This is a genomic window from Halovulum sp. GXIMD14794 (assembly GCF_054457455.1).
The window spans coordinates 415,722-431,539 of sequence record NZ_JBTLNF010000003.1; the positions used below are offsets into that span (position 1 = coordinate 415,722).

At 65.3% G+C, this 15,818-nt stretch carries 14 protein-coding genes; 8 read left to right on the plus strand and 6 right to left on the minus strand.

Going from position 1 to position 15,818, the window contains the following annotated elements; all coding sequences use genetic code 11:
• The first annotated feature begins 50 nt into the window (after positions 1 to 50).
• The 6 genes from ACW9UR_RS04360 to ACW9UR_RS04385 all read left to right on the plus strand — a co-directional run bounded on the left by ACW9UR_RS04360 (position 51) and on the right by ACW9UR_RS04385 (position 6,080).
• Positions 51 to 1,532 (plus strand): sulfatase-like hydrolase/transferase, encoded by a 1,482-nt coding sequence (locus ACW9UR_RS04360; protein ID WP_458915689.1) that lies wholly within the window; start codon positions 51 to 53, stop codon positions 1,530 to 1,532.
• A 12-nt stretch (positions 1,533 to 1,544) separates the two neighbouring features.
• Positions 1,545 to 2,528 (plus strand): ABC transporter permease, encoded by a 984-nt coding sequence (locus ACW9UR_RS04365; RefSeq protein WP_458915690.1) that lies wholly within the window; start codon positions 1,545 to 1,547, stop codon positions 2,526 to 2,528.
• Positions 2,525 to 3,670 (plus strand): ABC transporter permease, encoded by a 1,146-nt coding sequence (locus tag ACW9UR_RS04370; RefSeq protein WP_458915691.1) that lies wholly within the window; start codon positions 2,525 to 2,527, stop codon positions 3,668 to 3,670. The genes ACW9UR_RS04365 and ACW9UR_RS04370 overlap by 4 nt, the downstream gene beginning before the upstream one ends.
• Positions 3,642 to 4,676: an ABC transporter ATP-binding protein gene (locus tag ACW9UR_RS04375; protein WP_458915692.1), complete on the plus strand. Its 1,035-nt coding sequence runs from the start codon at positions 3,642 to 3,644 to the stop codon at positions 4,674 to 4,676. Before ACW9UR_RS04370 ends, ACW9UR_RS04375 begins: the two co-directional genes overlap by 29 nt.
• Complete coding sequence (locus ACW9UR_RS04380) at positions 4,669 to 5,673, plus strand: ABC transporter ATP-binding protein (RefSeq protein ID WP_458915693.1); 1,005 nt, start codon at positions 4,669 to 4,671, stop codon at positions 5,671 to 5,673. Before ACW9UR_RS04375 ends, ACW9UR_RS04380 begins: the two co-directional genes overlap by 8 nt.
• 188 nt (positions 5,674 to 5,861) lie before the next feature.
• Entirely contained in the window at positions 5,862 to 6,080 is a 219-nt protein-coding gene (locus ACW9UR_RS04385) for a hypothetical protein (protein WP_458915695.1), read from the plus strand.
• An 88-nt stretch (positions 6,081 to 6,168) separates the two neighbouring features.
• On the opposite strand, the gene rsgA is transcribed toward ACW9UR_RS04385, so the two are convergent.
• From rsgA to ACW9UR_RS04400, 3 genes are all read right to left on the minus strand, one after another.
• A complete protein-coding gene (gene rsgA, locus ACW9UR_RS04390; RefSeq protein ID WP_458915696.1) occupies positions 6,169 to 7,620 on the minus strand; it encodes a ribosome small subunit-dependent GTPase A in 1,452 nt (483 codons plus the stop codon).
• A 490-nt stretch (positions 7,621 to 8,110) separates the two neighbouring features.
• On the minus strand, positions 8,111 to 9,430 hold the full coding sequence (locus ACW9UR_RS04395) for a metal-dependent hydrolase family protein (protein ID WP_458915697.1): 1,320 nt from the start codon (positions 9,428 to 9,430) through the stop codon (positions 8,111 to 8,113).
• 177 nt (positions 9,431 to 9,607) lie between these two features.
• A complete protein-coding gene (locus ACW9UR_RS04400; protein ID WP_458915698.1) occupies positions 9,608 to 10,747 on the minus strand; it encodes an AI-2E family transporter in 1,140 nt (379 codons plus the stop codon).
• Positions 10,748 to 10,974: 227 nt separating this feature from the next.
• Between ACW9UR_RS04400 and ACW9UR_RS04405 the strand changes: the two genes are divergently transcribed.
• On the plus strand, positions 10,975 to 11,718 hold the full coding sequence (locus tag ACW9UR_RS04405) for a DUF1223 domain-containing protein (protein WP_458915699.1): 744 nt from the start codon (positions 10,975 to 10,977) through the stop codon (positions 11,716 to 11,718).
• 22 nt (positions 11,719 to 11,740) lie between these two features.
• On the opposite strand, the gene ACW9UR_RS04410 is transcribed toward ACW9UR_RS04405, so the two are convergent.
• Both ACW9UR_RS04410 and infC read right to left on the minus strand, forming a co-directional pair.
• A complete protein-coding gene (locus tag ACW9UR_RS04410) occupies positions 11,741 to 12,646 on the minus strand; it encodes a lysophospholipid acyltransferase family protein (protein WP_458915700.1) in 906 nt (301 codons plus the stop codon).
• Between the two features lie 45 nt (positions 12,647 to 12,691).
• Entirely contained in the window at positions 12,692 to 13,279 is a 588-nt protein-coding gene (gene infC, locus ACW9UR_RS04415; RefSeq protein ID WP_458916164.1) for a translation initiation factor IF-3, read from the minus strand.
• A 155-nt stretch (positions 13,280 to 13,434) separates the two neighbouring features.
• Here infC and ACW9UR_RS04420 point away from each other — a divergent pair, with 155 nt between their 5' ends.
• On the plus strand, positions 13,435 to 13,677 hold the full coding sequence (locus ACW9UR_RS04420; RefSeq protein ID WP_458915701.1) for a hypothetical protein: 243 nt from the start codon (positions 13,435 to 13,437) through the stop codon (positions 13,675 to 13,677).
• Between the two features lie 94 nt (positions 13,678 to 13,771).
• Here ACW9UR_RS04420 and thrS read toward each other — a convergent pair whose 3' ends face one another.
• Positions 13,772 to 15,724, minus strand: a complete 1,953-nt coding sequence (gene thrS / locus ACW9UR_RS04425) for a threonine--tRNA ligase (protein ID WP_458916165.1) — start codon at positions 15,722 to 15,724, stop codon at positions 13,772 to 13,774.
• Between the last annotated feature and the right edge of the window lie 94 nt (positions 15,725 to 15,818).

Genomic DNA, 15,818 nt, shown 5'->3' on the forward strand with positions numbered 1-15,818 from the left:
ATCGGCGTCGGGCCGCCTTTTCTTCCTCTTCGGCAAAGATGCAGGAGCCTATGGCGCCCAACATCCTCATTCTGTGCACCGACCAGCAGCGCTGGGACTCGCTGGGCGCGACGGGCAACCCGCATGTCTCGACGCCCGCGATCGACAGGATGTACGAGACGGGCGCGGGCGTCCCGCTGGCCTATTGCCAGTCGCCGGTGTGCTCGCCCAGCCGGGCCAGCTTCACCACCGGGCGCTATCCGCGCACGACGCGCGTGCGGCAGAACGGGCAGGACATCCCCGCCGACGAGCGGCTTTTGGGCCGCATCCTTGCCGATCACGGCTATGCCTGCGGGTTGGCCGGCAAGCTGCATCTTTCCGCCTGTCATCCCTCCGCTGCGCCGGTGATGGAACGGCGGATCGACGACGGCTACCATGTCTTTCACTGGTCGCATCACCCCGGTGCCTCGGTCTCGGACCAGGCCAGGGGCACTGTCGGCGACCGGACAGTGAACTGGGCGCTGAATGACTACAACACCTGGCTCGCCGCGCGTGGGCGGCACTACGACACCGCGCCGCTGCCCGAGACGGATCTCGTCGTGACCGGCCCCGCGGCTGAGGACCATCAGACCGCTTGGTGTGCCGAGCGCGCGATCCAGTTCATCGATGGGTTCGAGGGCGTCGACAGCCCTTGGATGTTCACCGTCAACTTCTTCGATCCGCACCACCCGTTCGACCCGCCCGTCGACTACCTTCAGCGGCATCTGGACAAGCTCCACGATCTGCCGCTACCCGCAAAGCGCGACGGAGAGCTGGACGACAAGCCGCCCTACCAGGCGACCGACGCGAAAGGCGCATATGGCGGGTTGATGCCCTACGATCCCTCGGCCATGTCCGAGACCGAGCACCGGATGGTCCGCGCCGCCTTTCATGCGATGATCGACCTGATCGACGATCAGGTGGCACGCATCCTCGACGCGCTCGACCGCACCGGTCAGCGCGAGGATACGCTGGTGGTCTTCATGTCCGACCACGGCGAACTGCTGGGCGATCACGGCCTCTACCTCAAGGGCCCGTTCTTCTACGAGCCGTCGGTGCGCGTGCCGCTGGTCCTGAACTGGCCCGGCACCATCGCGCCGCAGACCGTCGAGGGTCTGGTGGAACTGGTCGACCTGGTGCCGACGCTGCTCGACGCGGCGGGCCTGCCGCCCGAGCCGGGCGTGCAGGGCAAATCGCTCTGGCCGTCGATCGCGAAAGGGCAGGGCAGATCAGACCGCGCGTCGGTCTATTGCGAATACTACAATGCGATGAACTGGCACGACACGCCCGGTCCGGCGTTCATGACCATGATCCGAGACGAACGGTGGAAACTGGTGGCCGATCACGGAAACGGCGGAGGCGAGCTCTACGATCTCGACGCCGATCCCGGAGAGCACGTCAATCTGTGGAACCACCCCGATCACAGGGAGGAGCGTTTCAGAATGCTCGAACAACTGGCCGCACGAATGGCCTTCACAGTCGATCCGCTGCCCGCGCGGCAGGCGATCTGGTGAGGTAGCGCGACGATGCGTGCATTCCTGCTCAGACGCCTGCTTTACATGATCCCGACACTGTTCCTGGTGTCGATCACGACCTTCATCATCATCCAGCTGCCGCCCGGCGACTACCTGGATGCACTGGCCGCCGACATGGGCGAGGCCGGCGTCGAGAACACCGCCGTGATGGAGGCCCTGCGCCAGCAGTACGGCCTCGGCCAGCCGATGTACGTCCAGTACTTCAAGTGGATGAAGGGCATCCTGTTCGAAGGCAACTTCGGCATTTCGTTCGAGAAGAACGTGCCCGTCAACGACCTGATCTGGGACCGGCTGGCCTGGACCTTCGGCATCTCGCTTCTGACGCTGATGTTCATCTGGTTCACCGCGCTGCCCATCGGCATCTACTCGGCGGTGCGGAAATACTCGGTCGGAGACTATGTCGCGACCTTCTTCGGCTTCCTCGGCCTCGCGATCCCGAACTTCCTGCTGGCGCTTGTGATGATGTACGTCGCCTTCAAGTATTTCGGCCAGAGTGTCGGCGGTCTCGTCAGCCCGGAATACCTCGACCAGCCCTGGACCTGGGCGAAGTTCGTCGACCTGCTTCAGCACATCTGGATGCCGATCTTCGTGGTGGGCACCTCGGGCGCGGCGGCGCTGATCCGCATCATGCGCGCCAACCTGCTGGACGAGCTTTACCGCCCCTATGTCGTCACCGCCCGCGCCAAGGGCATGAGCGAGTTCCAACTGCTGCTGCGCTACCCGGTGCGCGTCGCGCTGAACCCGTTCATCTCGACCATCGGGTGGATCCTGCCGACCCTCGTCTCGGGCGAGATCATCGTCGCCGTCGTCATGAACCTGCCCACCACCGGCCCGCTGCTTTTGCGCGCGCTGCTGGTACAGGACATGTACCTGGCCGGCTCGATGATCCTGATCGTCAGCGTGCTGACGGTGATCGGTACCCTCATCTCCGACCTGCTGCTGGCCTGGGTCGATCCACGGATACGCTACCAATGACCATGACGCAGACCGATCTGGCGAACGCCGCCGAAAGCAACGCCGACCTGACGCCCGTCGTCCTTGGCCCCTGGGCCCTGGTGTGGCGCAAGTTCCGCCGCCACAAGCTGGCGATGGTCTCGGCCGTGGTGGTGATCTTCATCTACCTGGTCGCGATCTTCGCTGAGTTCCTGGCTCCGTTCCCGACCGACCAGACCAGCGTGCGCCACACGTTCGCGCCGCCTCAACCCATCGGCCTGTTCGTGACGGACGACGAAGGCTCGCGCTTCCAGCTTCACGCCAAGGGCCTGAAGATGGAGATCGACCGCGAGGCGATGCGCCGGACCTTCGTCGTGGACGAGGAAAAGATCATCCCCGTGGGCTTCTTCGTGAAGGGCTACGAGTACAAGCTGCTGGGGTTCATTCCGACGAACCGCCACTTCTTCGGCCCGGTCAATCCGCGGGATCCGATGTATCTCTGGGGCGCCGACCGGCTGGGCCGCGACGTGTTCAGCCGCATCGTCATGGGCACCCGCGTGTCCATGTCCATCGGCCTTGTCGGCGTCGCGGTCTCGCTGATCATCGGCGTCGCGATGGGCGGGCTGTCGGGCTACTACGGTGGCTGGGTGGACACGCTGATCCAGCGCTTCATCGAGTTCATCCGCTCGGTCCCCACGATCCCGCTCTGGATGGGCCTCGCTGCCGCGATCCCGCTCGACTGGCCGCCACTGCGAACATATTTCGTGGTGACGGTGATCGTCTCGATGATCGGCTGGACCAGCCTCGCGCGAGAGGTCAGGGGCAAGTTTTTGTCCCTTAGGGGCGAGGATTTCATCACCGCCGCGCGGCTCGACGGGCTGACCGACTGGGAAGTGATCCTCAAGCACATGGTCCCCAGCTTCTCCAGCCACATCATCGCCTCTCTCACGCTGGCGGTTCCGCTGATGATCCTGGCCGAGACCTCGCTGTCCTTCCTGGGCATCGGCCTGCAACCGCCGCTCGTCAGCTGGGGCACCCTGCTGAAAGAGGCGCAGAACATCCGCTCGATCATCGAGGCGCCCTGGCTGCTCATCGCGCCCGGCTCCGTCATCGTGGTCGCCGTCCTGGCACTCAACTTCCTGGGAGACGGTCTTCGTGACGCAGCCGACCCCTATTCCAACTGAGCCCGCACCGCTGCTGAGCATCGCGGGGCTCAAGACACACTTCTTCACCGACGATGGCGTGGTGAAGGCCGTGGACGGCGTGGACCTGACCGTCGAGCAGGGCAAGACGCTCTGCGTGCTGGGTGAATCCGGCTGCGGCAAGTCGATCATGGCGCGCTCGATCCTGCGGATCGTCGATCATCCGGGGCGCATCGTCGATGGCTCGATCACCTACCGGGCCGCCGATGGGCGGACGGTGGATCTTGCCGCCATGTCGCCGACCTCTCCGGCGATCCGGCAGATCCGCGGCAGCGACATCGCGATGATCTTCCAGGAGCCGATGACCTCGCTCGGGCCGATCCAGAAGATCGGCAAGCAGATCGTCGAGACCATCCTGCTGCACCGCAAGATGAGCAAATCCGAGGCGAAGGAAACCGCCATCGAGATGCTCAACCGCGTCGGCATCCCCCGCCCGCGCGAGCGGTTCGAGGCGTACCCGTTCGAACTGTCCGGCGGAATGCGCCAACGCGCCATGATCGCCATGGCGCTCTGCTGCCAGCCGCGCCTTCTGATCGCGGACGAGCCGACGACGGCGCTCGATGTGACCACGCAGGCGCAGATCCTCGACCTGATCGCGGACCTGAAGGAAGAGTTCAATATGGCCGTCATGCTGATCACGCATGATCTGGGCGTTGTCGCCGAGGTGGCGGAGGACGTGGCCGTGATGTACCTCGGCAAGGTGGTCGAGAAGGGCGACGTCTATTCGATCTTCGAGGAACCGAAACATCCCTACACTCGTGCGCTGCTGGAATCCGTGCCCCGGATCGGTGTGAAACACGAGGGCCGCCTGCCTGCGATCGAGGGCATGGTCCCGCACCCGCTGGTCCGCCCCACGGGCTGCCCGTTCCGCACCCGCTGCCGCGAATTCATGCCCGGTATATGCGACGTTCATCAGCCCGAGCTTCAGCGGCAGGGCCGCTCGGACGTGGCCTGTTTCCTTCACAATCCGGTACCCGCCCATGGATGACCAGACCCCGATGAACGACGTGATCCTGGACGTCCGAGACCTGTCCATGCACTTCCCGGTGCGCGCCGGCATGTTTGGCAAGAACCACGCCGTGGTGCGCGCGGTCGACAATGTCTCATTCGACGTGAGACGAGGCGAAACATTTGGAATCGTTGGGGAAAGCGGGTCCGGCAAGACCACGCTCGGGCGCTGCATCATGCGGATCCTCGGCCCCACCGGTGGCGAGATCGCCTATGCCAGCGAGGGCGCGGGCCAGGTCGATCTGGCCTCGGTCGACGATTCGCAGATGCGCGACCTCTGGCGTGAGATCCGGATGATCTTCCAGGATCCACAGTCCTCGCTGAACCCACGCCTGCCGGTGATCGAACTCGTCGGCCAGGTGCTGCGCAAGGCCGAGGGGCTGAAGGGGGGCGCGCTCGCCGACCGGGTGGCCGAACTGCTGAAAAGCGTCGGCCTGCGCCCCGAGATCCTGCACCGCTACCCGGCCGCCTTCTCAGGCGGGCAGCGACAGCGGATCGGGATCGCGCGGGCACTTGCGACCCGCCCGCAACTGGTCATCGCCGACGAGGCGGTCTCGGCCCTCGACGTGTCGATCCAGGCGCAGACGCTGAACCTGCTGCAGGACCTGCAGGAAGAGTTCGGCCTGACCTATGTTTTCATCGCGCATGACCTCGCGGTGGTCGAGCACATCTGCGATCGCGTCGCCGTCATGTTCCTCGGGGAGATCGTCGAGCTTGCCGACACCGAGACCCTGTTCGCGTCGCCCAAGCACCCCTATACCCGCGCGCTGCTCTCCGCCGTGCCGGTGCCCGATCCGCGCAAACGCACGGACCGCCGGCTGCGCGCCGCCGCGCCCGCCGAGGTGACGGACACCGCCAGCGCCTGCAAGTTCGCCGCCCGCTGCCCGCACGCCCAGGACCTCTGCCGTCGCCAGCGCCCGCAGAAACGCGTGGTCGACGGGGCAGAGGTCCTGTGCCACTTCGCCGGGGAGATCTAAAGAACAAGGGCGTTGAACCTGCTGCGAACGCGTTGGGTGCTTTGTGCACCCTCGGTTCGTCTTGGCGTCCGAAGTTTGTGCGGCACGAAGCTTGCCAGACACGTTTTGCGAAAGCTACTGATGAATGGGCGACTACTATGGTTGTGGCCGCGTACCATTCAAATCTAGTTTTTGTGAAGGGATTTCAGATGGAAGAGCAGGATAAGCTTCGCGGAAGGCAGAATCATCCGCGCAATCTGGCGATTATTGCTGCGGGCTTGGTTTTTGTCTTTCTGGCGTGGAACGCTTTCGGTGCGGTGCAGTGTATTTCAAGAGGCGGTGATTTCAGCATTTCTGGATTCAACGGAACCTGCTTTCTCGACCTAAGCGATCCTCGCGTACGGGAGCGTGCCGCGAGCCGGGGATAGCCCTCGTTTCGGGATGGGCACGGAGAAGGGTTCGCCGTGCCCAATGGTTTCTTCGCGGAGGGCGGGTTCTGGTTGACCCAGCTTGTCTCTATCGCCGGTTCGGCTTTCCCTTCGTGATCCGCTTCACCATCTTCCCGAACTCCTTGTCCCGCGCCCTTCGCTCGGCCAGCGAGGCGCTGTTATGGGCGTCCTCGGCGGCCAGTTTGCGCCAGCGGGCGAGGCGGGCGGGGTCGAGCGTGCCGTCCTCGATGGCTGCTTGCACCGCGCAACCCGGTTCGGTCTGGTGGTGGCAGTCGTTGAAGCGGCAGGTGGCGGCGAGCTCGGTGATGTCGGCGAAGACCTCGGCCAGGCCCTCGGCAGCGTCCGCCAGCTGAAGCTCGCGCATGCCGGGGGTGTCCAGCAGCCAGCCGCCTCCGGGCAGGCGGTGCAGCTGGCGCCGGGTGGTAGTGTGCCGCCCCTTTGCGTCGTCCTCGCGGATGCCTTGCGTCGCCAGCGTCTGGCCGGTCAGCGTGCCGATCAGGGTCGACTTGCCAACCCCCGACGAGCCGACGATCCCCACCGTCTGGCCTTTGCCGCACCAGGGTGAAAGCCGCCCGGCGGCCTGCGGATCGCGGGCGTCGAGCACCTCGACCATCAGGCCGGGCAGAAGGGCCTCGGCCTGCCGCGCCAGCGCCTGCGGGTCGTCGCAGAGGTCGGCCTTGGTCAGCACGACGACCGGCGTTACCTCGGCCTCGCGGGCGAGGGCGAGGTAACGCTCCAGCCGGGCGGGGTTGAAGTCCTGGTTGCAGGATGTCGTGATGAACAGCGTGTCGAGATTGGCGGCGATCAGCTGCCGCTCCCGCCCCGCGCCGGGGGCGCGGCGGGCGATCAGGCTGAACCGGTCGAGCAGGCGGACAGGACGGAGCGTTTCCGGCTCCACCAGAAGCCAGTCGCCGACGGTGGCGGGACCGCCGCGATCTTCGGGTAACGGCGGAACGTGCGCCGAGAGGGTTTCACCCTGCACGGTCAGGCCGGAGCGGTCCACGGTCAGCACGCGGACAGGGGCGAGGGTGCCGAACTCGTCCATGTCCAGTTGCGCGGTGAAATGCGGCCGCCAGCCCAGCGCGGCGAGGTCGGCCGGGGTATACCCGAGGTGCAGGACCGGCTCGCCGGTCGCCTCGTCGGTGCCCTCGCCTGTCACGGTGAAACCGTAGGCGGCATAGAAGGCGCGGGCCGAAGGGTTGCGGGCGAAGACGGTCAGGCTCAGCGCGCCGCGTTCGGCGACGGCGTGGTCCAGCAGCGCCCGGCCGAGGCCGAGGCCCTGGCAGTCGGGCGCGACGAAAAGGCCGCCAACCTCCGTGTCCAGCAGCGAGACGAAGCCCGCGACGCGGCCCTCGTGCTCGGCCACCCAGGTCTCGGCGGCGGGCAGGTAGACGGTGCGGATCGTCTCGGCGTTTTCATCGTGAAACCCGGCGGGCAGGAAATCATGCGCGGCCGAGGCGGCGGCATGCCAGACGGCGACGACAGCGTCGGCGTCCTTGGGGTCATAGGGTCGGATCATCGGTTCCGGTCTTTCAAGTGATCAGGTTGGCAAAGGCACGAGGGACCAGCCCGCGACTTGCGGGGTGAGAGGGTCTGCATTCGTGCAAGGGGCGGCCATTCGGCTGCCCGGCCTGATCAGGACATAAAAGCTCCGTTTCCTGCGCCGAACATAGGGCCGGGATGTGCCGCAGGGAAGGGGGTGATTGAGGTGAAATCAGGGGTTTTCATCGTGAAAACCCCCTTAAGTATATGAAATTTAATCTGAAAAGAGTGTGAAAACTTCGTAAATGGCTTTTTACTGGGGGCAGCCGGGCCATGAGGCTCACGTTGATGGACCTGGCTGGAGGAAGCATGGTTGCGAAGAACGCGAGGACCTGTCGTGTCCCTATGTCGGTCGGTACGTGAGGCCCGACGGTGGCATTTCTGGTGCCCGTCGAGCTCTCGCCGTGGATAGCCCTGTGAGTGCCACCCCGTCGGGATTACGGCACTCGCCATACAGAGAGCGCCCTCTACAACTCGTTCTTGTAGATCTCGCCTCCCTTCATGATCAGGTCGAACCGCTCGTCGTATTCCGTCATGACCGACATGTCCTCCAGCGGATTTCCATCGATCAGCAGGATATCGGCGTGCGCGCCTTCCGCGATGACGCCAAGCGCACCGGGATAGGGATTGCGCGGCCCGGAGAGCGCCAGCAGCTCGGCCGAGCGCGACGTGGCCTGCCTCAGGATCTCGACATTGTCGAACCACTCGGTGCGCAGCACGAATTCCTCGTTGGCGCGCGCGAGCATTGCGGGCGAGGTGATAACGTCGGTTCCGAAGACGATGTTCTCGAAGCCGAGTTCCTTGGCCATGGTGAACATCTGGTCGATCCCGTCAAAGGCTTCGTCGTGCCGGGCCTTCTGCTCGTCGTTGTAGCCCGCCGGGTGGAAGGTGTAGACGATCACCTGCGGCGACAGCCATGCATCGGCTTCCATCATCGCCCGCATGGCCTCTTCGCTCATAAGGTTGCCGTGCTCGATGGATTTCACCCCGTTCCGCAGCGCACGCAGAATGCCGTCGGAATTGTAGACATGGGCGGTGACATAAGTGTTCCAGTCCTCGGCCGCTTCGACGGCGGCGCGGATCTCGTCATCCGTGTATTGCATGGTGTCGAGCGGGTCGGCGTAGGAGCCGGTCCCGCCGCCAACCGAGATCTTGATCTGCGACGCCCGCCGGCGCAGGATCTCGCGCACCGTGCGCAGCACCTCCTCGCGCCCGTCGGCAATCGCGGCATGGAAGTATTTCATCGGCGTACTGGGTTCGAATGCCAGTGACCCAGGCGCTTCGGCATCGGTGCGGTGGTCCGAATGGCCGGAGCTTTGCGAGATCATCGGACCCGAGGGATAGACCCGCGGGCCGACAAGGATGCCCTCGTCGATTGCACGTTTCAACGAGAACGAGTTCCCGCCCACATCCCGCACTGTCGTGAACCCCTGCATCAGATATTGTTCGGCAGTGACCGACGCCACATAAGCCCAGTATTCGCGGTCGGCGGTGAAAGCGATACCGAACGGCATCTGGAACATCAGGTGCGCGTGCATATCGGCGAAGCCGGGCATCAGGAAACGCCCCTCGGCGTCGAGCACGGTGGCCCCTTCAGGCACCTCGAGACCGGTGCCGATGGCGGAAATAATGCCGTCCTGCACCAGAACGTCCTGCCCCTCGATCAGCTCGGCACTGACACCGTCGAATATGCGAGCGCCGGTGATCAGGGTGGCCTCCTGTGCAAGGCCTGGCGCGGCAACGGCGAAGGACAGGAGGCTCGCGGCGATCTTGCACGCAGTTCGCATTTCGATTCCCTTCAGGTTTTATGGGTCTGGCGAAACGATACCGTATAGATCTGCAGGTTAGTCGGACTTCAGTGCAGATTGAACGGTCACGTTGGGCGAAGCTCTGAAGACGGTTCGGGATCGTCGGCGTAGCCCGGGCCCTCGATGCTTGCCAGTTAGCGGCCGGTTTGCAGCAGCTCAGGCGTTTGAGCGCACCGGTTCCTCGTCCTCTCCGGCGAGGAAGTTGCCGAAGCTGCGCAGGCCCGGGATGTAGGAGCAGAGCACGCGCAGCACCACCAGCATCGGCACCGCGACGATCATGCCCATCACCGACCACAGCCAAGCCCAGAGCGCCACGGTGACGAATACGACCACCGTGTTCAGCCGCAGCCTGCGCGAGACGAAATAGGGCGTGACGAACTGGCCCTCGGTCGAGGTCAGGATGAAGTAGGTGAGGCCCACGAGGAAGGGCTGGAACACGCCCGGCATCGAGACGAGCGCGACGACGGTGGCGAGCGCGACGCCGGCGACCGCTCCGAGGTAGGGCACGAAGTTCACCGCGAAGGCGAAGACCCCGAAGAGCACCGGCGCGGGCATTCCCCAGGCCCACATGGCGAGCCCGACCGAGATGCCGAGACAGGCGTTGATCAGGGTGATCGCGCCGAGGTAGCTGCCGAGGCTTTCCTCGATCTCGTACATCGCCTCGAGCGCCTGGCGTTTGTCGGAGATCGCCGAGAAGCTTTGCACGATCCGCTTGTAGAGCAGGTGGCCCGAGGCGAGCATGAAGTAGAGCAGCACGAAGGTGAACGCGAGCTGCGCGAATAGCGAGGGCGTGTTCCGGGCGACCTGGGTCAGGATGTTGCCCTCGTCCTCGGTCTCGGCCTTGATCGTGGCGCCGTCGTCCTCGCCGTTGGAGATCTCGTCGATCTTCTCGGCAGCCTCCTGAATTTCCTTCATCGAGCCCTGCAGCTTGTCGAGCTTGTACTCCATCTGCGCGAACAGGCGCGGCGCGTTGTCGAGCGCGTTGGTGATGGGCATGGTCAGCGAGAGCGCGGCGAGGGCGAGGCCGATGAAGAGGCTGAAGGTGATGAGCGCCGCCGCGATCGGGCGCGGGATCCGCATCCGGACCATCACCCTGCAGATCGGCGAAAACACGAAGAACAAGAGGATGCCAAGGGTCAGCGGCATCAGGAAGTCGCGTGCGAGCGTGATCGCGCCGAACGCGAGGATCAGGAATATCCCGATCACGGCCCAGCGCGGCGCGCTGATCCAGATCGTGTCGGGGTCCGCGTCGGGCGGGGCGACCGGGCGGGGTGAAGGACGGGACACGTCGTTCATGATAACGGGGGCAAGGCAAGCGGGCCGCTGGGGGAATTGGCGTGGCCTGAGCGCCAGACTTGCGCTGGGTCCTCCCGGATATGTGAACGGAACATTCGGTGTTGAACGCTTGGGAGGGAGGATTGGTTCCCTGCCTTGTTTCCCGGTTGCAACGAGGGCTGCGGAAGGCATTGCTCTCGGAGGGTTTACTGGCGCGAACCGCCGGGGCGGGGTATTTCCTGACCTCGATGAAAGTGCTGACCTCCTTTTCTGCCCGCCTCGCGGCCTGTCTCGCGACCGTCGTCGCCTCGGGCCTGTCTGCCCATGCCGACGCAGACGATCCGGTCGTGGTCGAGCTGTTCACCTCGCAGGGCTGTTCCAGTTGCCCGCCGGCGGACGCGCTGTTGGTGGAACTGGCCGCGCGCGAGGACGTGATCGCGCTGGCCTATCATGTCGACTACTGGGACTACCTGGGCTGGGAGGACACCTTCGGCAGCCGCGAGAACACCCAGCGGCAGCGCAGCTACGCGCCAGTGGTCGATCGCTCGCATATCGAGGGGCGCAAGCTGCGGGGCAGTTTCACCCCGGAGATGGTGGTCGGCGGCATGGACAGCCTGGTGGGATCGGACCGCGAGGATGTGCTGGCGCGGATCGACTACCATGCGCAGAAGCCGGCGGTCGCGGATGTCGACCTGAGCCGGGACGGCGAGGCGCTGGTGATCTCGATGGCGCCCGTGGAGGGGATGGATGCGGCCACGGTCAACGTGCGGGTGGTCGAGTTCCTGCCGATGGCCGAGGTCGAGATCCCGCGCGGCGAGAATGCCGGCAAGATGATCGCCTATGCCAATATCGTGCGCAGCATGCGCGACGTCGGGCGCTGGGATGGGGCAAGCCCCGCCGAGATCCGGTTGACCGACGTGACCCCGCCGCTGGCGGTGCTGTTGCAGCGCGGGACGGCGGGCAAGATCCTCGCCGCGGCCGCCACCGAATAGGCGCCGACCCGTCCGCCATCGACTATTCCGACTTGGGGCGCGGTTTGCGCATGCCCTTGGGTGTCGCCCAGCGCCGGTGCAGCCAGTACCATTCGGTGGGATCGCGCCGGATGTGGTCTGACAGCATGTCGTTGAGCTGCCGGGTCATCTCGACCGGGTCGCCATGCGGGATCGGGCCCTCGACCTCGAGCCGGAAACCGTGCTCGCCGACGCGGCGCGCGACACCGGTCATCACAAGCAGGTTGTGACGCAGCGCCAGTTCGGCGGCCTCGGTCGAGGTCATCGCGGGGTGTCCTAGAAAGTCGAGCGGCTGGCCAAGTCCCATCTTCTGGTCGATCAGGATCGCCATCGCGCCGCCGCCCTTGAGGTGGCGGATCAGCTGGCGCATGCCCGCACGGCCACGGGGCAGCATCGGCTCGCCGGCGCGGGACAGTCGGTCGATCATGAACCGGTGGAACCAGGGATTGTTCTGCTGGCGGTAGACGGCGCCAACCTCGATCCCGCACGTGCGCAGTCCGATGCGTCCGGCGTCGAACTGGCCGTAATGCCCCGAGATCAGCAGGACGCCGCGCCCCTCGGCCTGGGCTTCGCGCAGGGCGGCGAGGGCAGGGGTCTCGGGGATCTCGATCAGGCTTTCGGCGATGGCGATCAGATCGCCATTGTCCAGCAACTCGACCATGTTGCGGGCGATGTTGCCGGCGATCCGCGCCAGCAGGCGCGCGCGCTCGGCCTCGGAACTGTCGGGGTAGACCAGCGCCAGGTTCTCGGCAATGCGGCGGCGCAGGCCAGGGATATTGAGGATGATGCGGCGACCCAGCCAGCGCGTCGCGGCGGGGCGGCGGCTGGCGGGGATCGCGTGCAGCGCGGCGAGGATGCCACGCAATGCTGCATATTGCAGAAAATAGCCGAACGACTTCAGGCGGGCCATGCGGTGTCTCGGACCGGGACGGCCCGCCTTCGTCTTCTCAGCGCGTCAGTGCTTGAGCGGGTTGATGATCATGACCATCTGCCGCCCTTCCATCTTCGGCATCGCCTCGACCTTGCCCAGTTCTTCGGTGTCGGCGGCGACACGTTCCAGAAGCCGGCGGCCAAGATCCTGGTGCGCCATCTCGCGCCCACGGAAGCGCAGGGTGACTTTCACCTTGTCGCCGCCTTCGAGGAAGCGGGTGACGTTGCGCATCTTGACGTCATAATCGTGCGTGTCGGTGTTGGGCCGGAATTTGACTTCCTTGACCTCGATCACCTTCTGCTTCTTGCGGGCCTCGGACTCTTTCTTCTGCTGTTCGTACTTGAACTTGCCGAAGTCCATGATCTTGCACACGGGCGGCGTCGCGTTCGGCGAAATCTCGACCAGGTCGAGGCCGGCTTCCTCTGCAAGTTCGAGGCCGCGGGCGGGGGAGACCACCCCGATGTTTTCACCCTCGGCGCCGATCAGGCGAATCTCGGGCGCGCGAATGCGGCGGTTGACGCGGGGTCCGTCGTCACGGGTCGGCGGGGCGTGGTGCGGTCTGCGGGCTATGGCCTGAGAATCCTTCGATTGTTCACGGTCAGAAACGAGTATGGGCGCCGTTCAGCGCCCGGCAGGGAATATAGGCGAATTTCCGGGTACGTAAAAGGGGTTTGAGAAAACCGGTGGCCGGGCCCGGCCCAGAGCGTGGTAGGATGGCCGCGCTGCCCGCCATGCCGGCGGCGGCAGAAGTTATGGGGGAATTCAATATGCGTGCAGCAGTCATCGTGATCGCGATCATCATCGTCGTCGGGGGGATCTTCTGGTTCAGCTCGACAGGCGACGAGCCGACCGTCGAGGAGGCCGCAGGCGAAGCCGCAACGGCTGTGGAGGAGGCCGGGGAAGCCGCGGAAGGCGCTGCCGAAGGCGCGGCCGAGGCGGTCGAAGATGCTGCCGAGGGAGCAGCAGAAGCAGTCGAGGGCGCGGCCGAGGAGGCCACCACCGGCCAGTAACGCGCTGCTTTGAAGAAAAACGATTACGCCGGGCACTTGGCCCGGCGTTGACCGGGGGGCGGCATGTGCCGCCCGCCCATTCTGTCTTGTTACGTCAGTCGCGCAGGTCGGGCGGGGTCGCCTCGTCCTTGAGCTGGGCAACCACGGTGTCGAGACCGAGCACCTCGGTGGACTTCTCGCCGAGGCGGCGGACCGAAACGGTGCGCTCCTCGACCTCTTTCATGCCGATTGCCAGGATCACCGGCACCTTGCCGACCGAGTGCTCGCGGACCTTGTAGTTGATCTTCTCGTTCCGCACGTCCGCCTCGGCGCGCAGTCCTGCCGCGCGGAGGGTCTTGACGACCTCGTGCACGTAGGGGTCCGCGTCCGACACGATCGAGGCGACGACCACCTGGCGCGGCGCCAGCCACAGAGGGAACTTGCCCGAGTAGTTCTCGATCAGGATGCCGAGGAAGCGCTCGAAGCTGCCGAGGATCGCGCGGTGCAGCATGACGGGGCGGTGCTTTGCGCCATCCTCGCCCACGTACTCCGCATCCAGCCGCTCGGGCAGGTTGAAGTCGGCCTGAAAGGTGCCGCACTGCCATTCGCGTCCGATGGCGTCCGTCAGTTTGAAGTCCAGCTTCGGCCCGTAGAACGCGCCCTCGCCGGGGTCGAGCTCGTAGTCGTTGCGCACGGCCAGGATCGCCTTTTCAAGCGCCGACTCGGCCTTGTCCCAGACCTCATCCGAGCCGACGCGGACCTCGGGTCGGGTCGAGAACTTGATGTCGAAGCGCTCGAAGCCGAGATCGGCGTAGATCGAGGACAGCAGGTCGATGAAGCCTGCGCATTCCGCCTCGATCTGGTCCTCGGTGCAGAAGATGTGCGCGTCGTCCTGCGTGAAGCCGCGCACGCGCATCAGCCCATGCATCGAGCCCGAGGGTTCATAGCGGTGGCAGGCGCCGAACTCGGCCATGCGCAGCGGCAGGTCGCGGTAGGACTTGAGCCCGTGGTTGTAGACCTGGACGTGGCAGGGGCAATTCATCGGTTTGAGGGCGTTGACGCGCTTTTCCTGCGCGTGCTCTTCCTCGACTTCCGCGATGAACATGTTCTCGCGGTACTTGTCCCAGTGGCCCGAGGCCTCCCACAGCTTGCGGTCGACGACCTGCGGGGTCTTGATTTCCTTGTAGCCGGCAGCGGTCAGGCGGCGGCGCATATAATCCTCGAGCACCCGGTAGACGGTCCAGCCGTTGGGGTGCCAGAAGACCATGCCGGGGGCCTCTTCCTGCATGTGGAAGAGTTGCATTTCGCGGCCCAGCTTGCGGTGGTCGCGCTTGGCGGCCTCTTCCAGCATGTGCAGGTAGGCCTTGAGGTCCTGCTTGTTGCGGAAGGCGACGCCGTAGATGCGCTGCAGCATCTTGTTCTTGCTGTCGCCGCGCCAGTAAGCGCCCGCGACGCTCATCAGCTTGAACGCGTCCGCCGGAACCTGCCCGGTATGGGCGAGGTGCGGGCCGCGGCAAAGATCCTGCCAGTGGCCGTGCCAGTACATGCGGATCGGCTGATCCTCGGGGATCGCGCCGATCAGTTCGACCTTGAAGGGCTCGTTCTGCTCTTCGTAATGGGCGATGGCGCGGGCGCGGTCCCAGACCTCGGTGCGGACCGGGTCGCGGGCGGCGATGATCTCGCGCATCTTCGCCTCGATCTGGTCCAGGTCCTCGGACGAGAAAGGCTGTTCGCGGTCGAAATCGTAGTACCAGCCGTTCTCGATGACCGGGCCGATGGTGACCTTCACGTCGGGCCACAGCTCCTGCACGGCGCGCGCCATGATGTGGGCGGCGTCGTGGCGGATGAGCTCCAGCGCCTCGTCGTCCTTGGGCGTGACGATGGCGACCTCGGCGTCGGCCTCGATGGGGCGCGAAAGGTCGGTGAGGGTTCCGTCGATCCTGGCGGCGATGGCGGATTTGGCGAGCGACTTGGAGATGTCGGCGGCAACGTCCGCGGGGGTGGTTCCGGCGGGGTAGCTGCGGCTTGCGCCGTCGGGAAGGGTAATGGAAATATGAGCGCCGTCCATCGCGCTGTCCTCCATGGTTCGGCGCCTACGAAACGCCCGGTTACGGTTGCGGGGTTTCACTGCGCGTTCCGGGGCGCGGTGTCAACCGTCCGGC